The sequence below is a fragment of the Piscinibacter sp. genome (genome assembly GCF_050175855.1).
Taxonomy (GTDB): domain Bacteria; phylum Pseudomonadota; class Gammaproteobacteria; order Burkholderiales; family Burkholderiaceae_C; genus Piscinibacter.
Map to the genome: position 1 here is coordinate 1 of NZ_JBFXIO010000168.1, position 10,417 is coordinate 10,417.

The following is a 10,417-nucleotide window of genomic DNA, read 5'->3' on the forward strand; positions in this document are numbered from 1 at the left end:
CGATCTCGTGAACGTGCAGTCGTTCTCGTACTTCGTGCCCGTCGCGGTGCGCTACGTGAGCGCGGTCCAGGCCCTGCCCGCGCTGGCCTTGCAGTCCTCAACCTACACCTGCAACGGCGGTCCGTGCCTGCAGATCCTGCCGGACAGCGCCGACATGCAGCTCACCGTGAGCAGCAACCGGGGCGAGGTGCCGCAGGGCTGCACCAATCCGCAGTTGCGCCTCGGCTCGTCGGGCGGTGTCGTCGTCGGCGCCACCACGCCCCTGGCCTTCGTGCCCAACCGCACGGTCGCCAGCTACAGCTTTCAGCTCAGCGTGGCCACGAGCTCGCCGACCAGCCTGATCTTCACGCGCGCCGCCACGAGCGGCGAGGTGTCGGTGCAGTTGCTCTGCAGTCCGGGCACGGCCACCGAGTCGCGCATCACCATGTCCAGCGTGCCGGTGCGTTTCCCGGGCAAGCAGCCGTCGGCCACCGGTGCTTCCGTGGAAGCCGCTCCGGCCTTCGGCATGTCGACCGAGTCGCTCAGCTGCAACGGCGGACCCTGCACGGACCTGATCGGCCCGCAGGACGTGAGGCTGACGGTGGCGGTGGCGCCCGGCTCGATCCTGCCGGCCGGCTGCACCGCGCCGCTGACGCTCGGACTCAAGACGTCTGCCAGCCAACCCCTGCTGGCCGAGACCGACGAAGTGCCCACGGCAGGCAGCCCGCTGTCGACAGGGGGCGGCAGCTTCGCGTTCAACAACCGCAGCGCCAACACCTACGGCTACTTCCGCGTCAATCCGCCGGTGCCCGCGAAGGCGTTGCCGCTGTTCTATGGCGGCAAGTGCGGCAACGGCCAGTTGTTCAACGGCGGCCATGTGATGCTGAACTTCGTCGCAGCGCAACAGGCGACGGCCCCCGCCTTCACCACCCAACCCGTCTCGATGATGGTGCGCGAGGGCCAGACGGCCAGCTTCACCGCCGTGGTCAGCGGCTTCGGCACACCGGCACTGCAGTGGTACTCGCGGCTCGACGCGGGCCAGGCCTGGGTGCCTGTGAGCGGTGCCACGAACGCCACGCTCACGACGGCGCCCACCACGCTGGCCGACAACGGGCGCCAGTACAGATTGACCGCCAGCAACACGGCCGGCAGCGTCGACAGCGTGGTGGTCACGCTGGCGGTTTCGCTCAACGAGCTCGGCCCCGTCATCGCCACGCAGCCGACCACCTTGCACGTGATCGACGGCAGCGATGCCGTCTTCGCGGTGGTAGCCACGGGCACCGGGTCCATGAATTACCAGTGGTATCACGCGGGTACGGCCATCACCGGAGCCAACGGGTCGATCCTGCGACTGGCGGCGGTCGGGAACGCCCAGGCCGGTGCCTACACGGTGCGGATCAGCAATGCCGCCGGCAGCGCCACCAGTCAGGCCGCGCAGCTGGTGGTGTCGGCCACGACGCCGACCTTCACCGCCCCGAGCATCGTCACGCAGCCTGCCGCGGTGTCCGTGAACGAAGGCAACACCGCGACCTTCGCCGTGGGCGTGGGAGGCACGGCGCCGTTCAGCTACCAGTGGCTCAAGGAAGGCCAGCCGATCGAAGGCGCCACTGCGGCCTACTACAGCCTCGCCTCGACCACCAGCGGCGCGGCCGGCAGCTACTCGGTGCGTGTGAGCAATGGTGCCGGCAGCGTGACCAGCGCGACCGCGACGCTGAGTGTCGATCCGAACGCCGTGCCCACGCCGGTGGTCATCACGACCCAGCCCTCCGCGCAGGTGCAGTTGCCAGGCGGCAGCGCCACCTTCGCAGTGGCCGCAAGCGGCAGCGGCCCGATCGCCTACCAGTGGCTGAAGAACGGCGTGCCGATCGCGGGCGCCGGCAATGCGGTGCTGGTGCTTTCGGGCGTGACCGGCAGCGATGCCGGCAGCTACGCCGTCACCGTGAGCAACTCGCTGGGCAGTCTCACCAGCAACGGCGCAGCGCTCACCGTCGTGGGCGCGCCCGCCATCACGACGCAGCCCGCGGGGCAAAGCGTCGTGGAAGGCAGCGCGGCCAGCTTCAGTGTCGCGGCGGCCGGCAGCGCCCTCGGCTACCAGTGGACACGCGACGGCGTGGCCATCCCCGGCGCCACCGCGGCCAGCTACACCACGCCGGCGCTCGGCCTGGTCGACAGCGGCTCGAACTACGGCGTGGTGGTCTACAACGGCGCCGGCGTGGTGGTGAGCAGCCCGGCGCTGCTGCTGGTGAGCGCAGCGCCGTCGGCCACACCGGCCCAGGCGCGTGGCAAGCTCGCCGCGGCCTACCTGCACACCTGCGCCATCACCGCCGCCAATGCCGTGGCGTGCTGGGGCCACAACTCCTCGGGCCAGATCGGCACCGGCAGCGTGCAGGCTCGCAGCACGCCCTACGTGTGGTCACTGCCCGAGGCCGCCGTGTCGGTGTCGGCCGGTGCGAACGCCAGTTGCGCCGTGAGCGCCAGCGGCAATGTCTGGTGCAGCGGCTCGCCGCTGAACACACTCGTGCCCACGCAGCTCGCGGGCTGGACGGGGGTGCGGCAGGTGGCGGTCGGCCAGATGCACACCTGCCTGCTGGCCGGCGATGCCACCGTTTGGTGCTGGGGTGCCAACGGCAGCGGTCAGCTCGGCAACGGGGGCACTTCGCCCAGCGCCACGCCGGTGCAGGTGCAGGCCGAGGGCGGCGCGGCGCTGACTGGCGTGCGGGCCTTGCAGGCCGGCCTCACCCACACCTGCGCCGCGCTCGACGACTACAGCACACGCTGCTGGGGCACCAACAGCTCGGCGCAATCGGGCGCGGCAGCCGGCGTGGCGACCACGCAGGCGACGAACGTGGCCGGCGCCATCTATGCCGACCAGCTCGCCCTCGGCGGGCGCTTCAGCTGCGCCTACATCGGTGAAGGCGGTCAGGTGAGGTGCTGGGGGCTGGCGCTGGACGGCAGTGGCAACACCAGCCCGGTGGCCACCTCGGTGTTCGACCTGAACCCGGCGGCCGTGGGTGCCGGCGAGGCCATGGCCTGCGCGATCACGAACGCGGGTGCCGTGTACTGCTGGGGCACCGGGATGATGGGCAACGGGAACGTCAACCAGAACCAGTGGACGCCGACCGCGGTGAGCGGACTCACCGGCGCGCTGGCGATGGCCGGCGGCCAGGGCCACAGCTGCGTGCTGCGCAATGGCGGCTCGCTGCAATGCTGGGGCAGCAGTTCCGACTACCAGCTCGGACTGGGCGACAGCGTGCCGCGCACCACGCCCGCCGAGGTGAGTGTCTCCGGCGGTTTCTGGAAGCCGTGATGGGCTCAGCCGCACCGAAGAGGGAGATTGCGCGATGAAGACCGGTTTCGTCCCGTCGCGCCGGCTGCGCGGGTGTGAGGCGGAAGTGAAGCGGAACGCCGGCACGAGCATCTTGCTCAGCGCTCTGCTCGGGTGCGCGTCGCCCGCGGCCACGGCGTCGCAGTGGAGCCTGTGGCAGTTCGTGCCTCCGCCCGGCGAACCGATCGAGCGCCCGGAAGTGCGAGCCTGGCAGCGGGTGGAGGGCCGCTCGTTCTGCCAGTTCGCGCTCTATGCGCCGATGGCCTCGAGCGGCGACGTGCAGGATGATTTCGCGGCAGAGTGGGGGCAGCTCGCCCGGGCACGCGGCGTCGCGTCGCCGGCCCCGGCACCGCTGGTCGCCGCAGCGGCCAACGGCTGGACGCGCAGCGAGGCGACCGGCGAGGAGCGCGGCGCTGCGGCCGGCCGGTACACGGTGCGCCAGCTGAGCTTCAGCGGGCACGGCCAGCGCATGAGCGCCGTGGTGACCGGCAACGATGCAGCGCTGTGCGCGACATCGGGCGAGGCCTTTCTCGCCAGCCTGCTGCCCTTGCCGCCGCGGGCGGCGGCTGCGCCGGTGACTACGCCGGTGCCCGCCGCGGCCGGGCCCGAAGTGGCCCCGTCGATCACCGCCCAGACCTGGATGAAGACCGCGGCCAGCTACTCGCACTGGGGCAGCAACTTCTCGCTCGGCGAACTGGCCAAGCTGTCCCGCGGCCAGGGCTATGCGCGGCGCAGCTGGCAGTTCGGCACCGACGGGCGCTACCGCTTCCGCGTCGAGGTCTGGTCGATGACCTACAAGCCGAACGAAGTGTCGGGCATCGAGGACACGGGCCGCTGGCGAATGGAAGGCGACCGCGTGATCGTCGAGCCCGAAAGTGCCGTGGCGTACGTCGAGGACAAGCAGACGCGCCGGCGACTGCACGAGCAGCCGGCGAAGACGGCGCCCACGGTGTATCGGGGTCGCATGCAGTGGCTGTCGGGCATGGGCGCGTGGTACCTGGTGCTCGCGCCGCAGGATGGCCGGCCGACGCTGCGTGAGGGCGATTTCGACAACCAGCCGGGGTTCCCGAACGCCTACTTCTACGGCCCGCCGCCAAGAGTTGGAGGGTGAGGGCATGACAACACCACAGAGCATCCTGAACCGCGCCCGGCCTGTGGCATTGGCCGTGCTGGGCGCCGGCCTGCTGGCGGCCTGCGGGCGCCCAGCCGATGACACGCCGCGCGGCGCGCCCGGAGGGGCCGAACTGCGCGCTCGACTGCAGGTGCAGGCCCGCGCCGCCCTGGCCGGCCTGCGCGTCGATGCGGCAGCGCCGATGCCGGCGCTGAACGCGCCGGTGTGGCAGGCACTGGCGGGCGATCTACCAGTTGCCGCTGCGCAGCATGCACGCCTCGAGGCGGCCGAGCAGCGCGCGCTGACTACGGTCGTGCGGGAGTTCAACGAGCGGCTCGATGCGCGGTTGTCGCAGCGGCGTGCCGGCATCGCGCCAGCAGTGCCCGCGCTCACCGCAGCGCCGCAGGTGCGAGCGAGCAGCGCCTGGCAGCGCGCCGGCGAGCGCCTGACGGATTGGCTGCCGCAGGCGCATGCGCAGGGGCTCGATGCCGACGGCGTTACCGGTGTGATCATCGCCAACTCGACGATCGGCCTGCTCGGCGGCGTCGGTGACCTGGGCAAGGTGGCGCCCGGCACCGACCTCAGCGGCCTGAACAGCGAGCTCAAGGGGCGGGACGGCGAGACGGCCACGGTGCGCGTCACGGCCGACACGGAAGGCACACCGACGGTGGAGCTCGCCTCCTCCGTGACCATTCCGTTGCTGCTCACGGCCGACTCGAAGGTCTCGCTCACCACCACCGGTCTGTGCCCCGATGCCGCCGGCAAGCTCGGCTTCACCCTGCGCCTGTCGCAGGGCGGCCGTGCCGGCAGCGGCCGCAACGTCGCCTACGACCGAGAGATCGAATTGAAGGTCAGCGCCACGGTGGGCGAGGATGCGGAGATCGCCGAGGCCGACATGCACACGCGCCAGGGCGAACGATCGACGGCAGGGGGCCGCCAGGTCTACGTCGAGACGGCCACCGACTGGCACGTCAGCGGGCCGGGTGTCGGGCAGCCTGAACTCCGCGGCCACCGCCTCGTGCGGGCCTCCTCGCAGGCCGACGCGTCCGACGACGAGATGGCCTCGAATGGCGTGCAGCGCGCTCTGATCACAGCCACGGCGGCCTTGCAGGCGGCGGCCTCGCGCTGGCAGTCAGGAGCCTGCATCCGCATCGACGCGAAGTCGCCCGGCGGCGTGCGGCCCAAGGCCAGCAGCGCGATCCCCGTGCGCGTGGTGCATCGGCTGGAAGGCGGCGAGGTGGCAGCGCGCGTGAAGTCCGCGCTCAGCGGCGGCGCCTCGGTCGCACCGGAACTGCTCGCCCCTGCGCCCGGGACGATCACGCACATCGCGCCCGACGCGAGGCGTGCCGACATGCAAATCCGGCTCACCGCCACCTCGCGCCGCGGCAAGGCCGAGGAAGTGCTCAGGCTCTCGATCAACGAGGAGCAGTACAGCATCGACGGCGGCGCCGACGAGTTCCACGGCACCGGCTTGGTGTGCGACCTCGCGCGGCCCTTCACGGTCGAGGGCGGCGGCGTGGTGGTGAGCTTCACGCCCAGCTCCGTCCAGGGCGGCAGCTACACCTACAAGGGCTCGATGGGCGGCTTCGCGGTGTGGGGCGAAGGCAGCTACACCGTCCGCTTCGACGGCGAGGTGGCCACGGCCATCGTTGCCACCGGGCCGGGCAACGTGAAGACGCCGCGCGGCGTGGTGTCGAACACCGGCACCGAGACCTACACGCTCGCGCCGACCCGCAACGGCTACTGCAACTGACCCACGCACCGAGGAGAGACCATGACTCTGCATCGAATCGTCTGGATCGCCGCCGCGCTGCTGCCGGCCGTCGCCAGCGCCGCCGATTTCGCCGCCAAGGGCGCCAAGGGCGTGCTCAGCGTCGAGTACCTCTACACCTCCAGCGGCAAGAAGGCCGACAAGCACGACTCGCATGAGTGGCGCATCAGGCACAGCGTGTCGATGAGTTCCGAGCTGGCCGCGGACGCGCCGGCCTCGCAGGCGCGGCTGCAGGCGCCGGATGCGCAGCAGATGGCCAAGGTCGACCAGCAGCGCGCCCAGGCCGAGAAGATGAGCAGTCAGATGGCACCGACGGTGGCCGGCGTCGAGGCCCTGCTGGCCAGGTGCGGCGAGGACGAGGCCTGCATCGAACGAGAGGCCGTCAGGATGGGCAACGCGATGGCCGGCCAGCAGCCGACCCGCGAGCTGCTGAAGACCGGCGCCGAGACCAGTGCGGTAATGCAGCCCGGCGCCTTGCGCTACCAGGCCTGGCAGAGCATTTCGCTGAGCGGCAGCTACCAGATCGACGAGCAGCAGAAGTTCGTCACCGCCGATCCTCTGTGCATGGAGCGTCCCGGCGCCCGCTGCCATCGCGAGGTGCGCCGCAGCGGCGCCGGTGCAGTGCCGCCGCCGGCCGGCACGCGCGATCAGGCAGCAGCCGGCTTCGCCGCCGTCGAGTCCGACAGCGTGGGCAAGACGCTCTTCGTGCGCCTGCCGGCGCCGCTGAACGTCCTGCCCTGCACGGAGGTGATCACCACGGACATGCCCGGCGCCAGCGAGTCGGGCAGGCCGGGCGCCTGCCAGCAGCTCTTCCAGGTTGCAGGCAAGGCGAGTCCGTTCACCGTGGCACTGCGTCCGGGTTCGCGCCAGCAGTCCGGCGAGCGCACGCTGACGATCGGGGGCGGCGGGCCGGAAGGGGGGCAGCTCGTCGTGCGCTGGCGCTTCGTGCCGCGCTGACGGGCCCGGGACGGCGGGAATAATCGGCGCATGGCCGACACCGCGATCGCCGCACTCCAGCTCGCCGCCAGCCCGCTGCTGCGCCGGGGCGCCGGCGCCGCCCTGCCGTTGCCGGTGCGCGATGCGCTGCTGCTGGCCTGGCTCGCCATCGAGGGGCCCACGCCGCGAGCGCGCGTGGCGCAGCTGCTGTGGCCCGACAGCGGAGCGCAGGCCGCCCGCAATGCGCTGCGGCAGCGACTGTTCCAGCTCAAGAAGCTCGCCGGCATCGATCTGGTGGGCGGGCAGGAGACCCTGGTGCTGGCCGACGGCGTGCTGCACGATCTCGAGACCTCCGACGACGTGCTGGCGGGCCTCGAGCCGGAGCCCGGCACCGAGCTGGCCGGCTGGCTCGCGCGCCAGCGCCAGCGGCGCCGCGAGCGGCTGCGTGAGTCGCTCGCTGAGCTTGCGGCGATGGCGGAGCGCTCGCAGGACTGGGCCGATGCGCTCGGCCATGCACGCGAACTGCTCGCGCTCGACCCGCTCGCCGAAGACGCGCACCGGCGCCTGATGCGCCTGCACTACCTCGCCGGCGACCGCGCCGCCGCATTGCTCGCCTTCGACGCCTGCGAGCGGATCCTGAAGAACGAGGTCGGCGCGCGGCCATCGCCCGAGACGCTGGCCCTGCTGCGCACCCTCGAGGTCGCGACCGCCGCGCCGGCGCCGACCGGCGTGCCCGCCGCGGTGCTGCGACCGCCCCGCCTGCTCGGCCGCGACGCGCAGATCGCGCAGCTCGCGCGGGCCGGCCGCGAGCCGTTGACACTGCTGCTGCGTGGCGAAGCGGGCATGGGCAAGTCGAGACTGATCGACGCCTTCCTCTGCGTACAGGACACGGCCACCGTGGCGGCCGGTGCGCGCCCAGGCGATGCCGCCGTGCCCTACGCGCTGGCCGGGCGCTGGCTGCGCGCGCTGATCGCCGCGCACCGGCTCGAGCTCGACACGTCGCAGCGCGAGGCGCTGGCGCGGCTGCTGCCGGAGCTGGGCGCGGCTGCGCTGGCGCAGCGCGAGCAGATGATGGAGGCGCTCGAGGTGCTGTTCACGCAGGCGCTGCAACGCGGGCTGCGCTGCCTGGTGATCGACGACCTGCAGTTTGCCGACGCGGCCAGCGTTGCGCTGCTGCAGGCGCTGGCCGGACGCGGCGATGCGGGCTGGATCGTTGCGCTGCGGCCGGCCGAGCTCGGCGAGGCGGCGCGGGACTTCTGCGACGCGATGCAACGCCTGTCCAGCACGCAGGTCCTGGACCTGCCGCCGCTGCAGGCGTCCGAGGTTGCCGAACTGATCGATTCCCTCGGGCTCGACGGGTTCGACGGCCTCACGCAGGCGACGGCGCTGCGCGCGCACACCGGCGGCAACCCGCTGTTCGTGCTCGAGACCATCAAGGCCGCGCTGTTGCAGCCGGGGCGCACCTTGGTACCGGCGGGCGGCAATGCACCGGCGGCGATCGACTGGCCCGCCGCCGCCAGCGTGCTGCGCCTGATCCAGCAGCGCCTGGCACGGCTCAGCCCGGCGGCGCTGCGCCTGGCCCGTTGTGCGGCGGTTGCCGGGCAGGACTTGAGTTCGGCGCTGGCTGCTGCCGTGCTCGGCCTGCCGGTGCTCGACCTCGCCGATGCTTGGAGCGAACTCGAGGCCGCGCAGGTGTTGCAGGACACCGGCTTCGCACATGACCTGATCGCCGAGGCGGCGCTGGCGTCGGTGCCCGACGCCGTGGCGCGACCCCTGCACGCCGCTGTGGCGGCCTGGCTCGAGGCGCGCGACGGCGAGCCGGCGCGCGTGGCCGAGCACTGGCTGGCCGCGCACGAGGAACTGCGCGCGGTGCCGTCGCTGCTGGCCGCGGCGCTGCGGGCGCGGCAGCTGTGGCGGCACGAGGAGGCGGGCGGCCTGTTCGGTCGTGCCGGCGACATCTTGCGCGCGGCGGGGCGCGAACGCGATGCCTTCGATGCCTACTTCCATGCCGCCGAGGCCCAGACCGAGAGCTGCGTCGACGGCCGGATCCGCCGCTGGGTCGGCGACCTCGACGCACTCGCGGTGGACGACGTGCAGCGTGCCTCGGCGGCCTGCGTGCACGTCGCGCTGTGGGTGGAGCAGCGCCGCTTCGACGAGGCGCGGCGCGTGGCAACCGAGGGGGTGGCTCTGGCGCGCAGTGCCGGCGCGGCCGACATCGAGGTCGAGCTGCTGTGGAGCCTGACGGCGCTCGACTGGGAGCGCCGCGAACTCGCCGGCGCCGCGCGCCATGCCGAGGCGGCGTTGCGGCGGCTGGCCGATGTCGTGCCGGGAGCGGCGAGGCTCGATCTCGCCGACACGCACTTCAAGCTGTTGCATGCCCTGGGGGTGATCCTCGGTTCGCTCGGCCACTACGCCGACGGCGACCGGCGGCTCGAGGAAGCCATCGAGGTGGCCAGCCGGCGCCGCGGCCAGCCGTGGATGCTGGGCATCGCGGCCTCACTGGCCGCGAGCGCGTATGAGCAGGGGGACATGGCGCGGGCGCTGCGCTGGGAAGCGAAGGCGATCGCAGACGACGATCGCGACGGCGTCTACGCGAATACGCGCTCCAACACCTTGGCCAGCTGCCTGGCTATCCGCGCTTGCAGCGGCGACCTCGGCACGGCGCTCGTCTACGCGGAGCGCGCGGCCGCACTGTGCGCGCAGGGGCTGGTCCGCAACGACGTGGCGGCGCTGGCGCGCCGGGCCGCGCTGCATTTCGAACTCGGCCGTCGCGACCTGGCGCTCAAGACCTGGCAGGCCCTGGAAGCGCGCGCCGACCTGCACGGCCCGGAGCGGCCGCGCGTGCGCGCCGCGTTGCTTGGCGCCGGCGAGGCGCTGCCGGCGCAGGCGGTGCTCGATGACATCGTCGGGCTCGACGACTTCCCGCTGCGCGCCGCGCTGCTGTGCGTCGCCCAGCCCGGCTGCCCGCCCGAGGCCATCCTGCCGCTGCTGGCGATGACGGCGGCCGCAGCGCGCGAGCACGGGGCACGCGGCCTGTGGCTGGCGGTGCAGGGCCGGCGCGTCGCCGCGTTGCGGGAGGCGGGGCGAACCTCGCAGGCCTGCGAGGTGGCGCTGGCCGCCTGGCGCACCGTCGAGGAAGGCGTGACAGCCACCGAGTGGTTCCCCCGCATCGGCGCGCAGCTCTGCGCGGCGCTGTGGGACGGCGACCGCGCGCTGGCCGAGACGATCGCGCTTCGCAGTTCGGCCGGGATGCAGCAGGCGGCGTCGACCTTGCCGCCGGCCAGGCGCGAGTACT

At 72.7% G+C, this 10,417-nt stretch carries 5 protein-coding genes; all 5 read left to right on the plus strand.

The features are described from left to right. Window positions 1-3,286: immunoglobulin domain-containing protein (locus tag AB7U92_RS13905; protein ID WP_428577758.1), on the plus strand; the 3,286-nt coding region annotated here is incomplete at its 5' end. A 34-nt stretch (window positions 3,287-3,320) separates the two neighbouring features. Then, window positions 3,321-4,415: a hypothetical protein gene (locus tag AB7U92_RS13910; RefSeq protein ID WP_428577761.1), complete on the plus strand. Its 1,095-nt coding sequence runs from the start codon at window positions 3,321-3,323 to the stop codon at window positions 4,413-4,415. 4 nt (window positions 4,416-4,419) lie between these two features. After that, complete coding sequence (locus AB7U92_RS13915) at window positions 4,420-6,168, plus strand: hypothetical protein (RefSeq protein WP_428577764.1); 1,749 nt, start codon at window positions 4,420-4,422, stop codon at window positions 6,166-6,168. A 21-nt stretch (window positions 6,169-6,189) separates the two neighbouring features. Then, the gene (locus AB7U92_RS13920; RefSeq protein WP_428577767.1) at window positions 6,190-7,143 is read left to right on the plus strand and encodes a hypothetical protein; all 954 of its coding nucleotides are present in this window, start codon (window positions 6,190-6,192) and stop codon (window positions 7,141-7,143) included. Between the two features lie 30 nt (window positions 7,144-7,173). Then, the coding region (locus AB7U92_RS13925) for an ATP-binding protein (RefSeq protein WP_428577770.1) at window positions 7,174-10,417 on the plus strand (3,244 nt) is incomplete at its 3' end.

Coding starts and splice junctions, on each gene's coding strand:
- AB7U92_RS13910 (WP_428577761.1), top strand. CDS start 3,321: ATGAAGACCGGTTTCGTCCCGTCGCGCCGGCTGCGCGGGTGTGAGGCG.
- AB7U92_RS13915 (WP_428577764.1), top strand. CDS start 4,420: ATGACAACACCACAGAGCATCCTGAACCGCGCCCGGCCTGTGGCATTG.
- AB7U92_RS13920 (WP_428577767.1), top strand. CDS start 6,190: ATGACTCTGCATCGAATCGTCTGGATCGCCGCCGCGCTGCTGCCGGCC.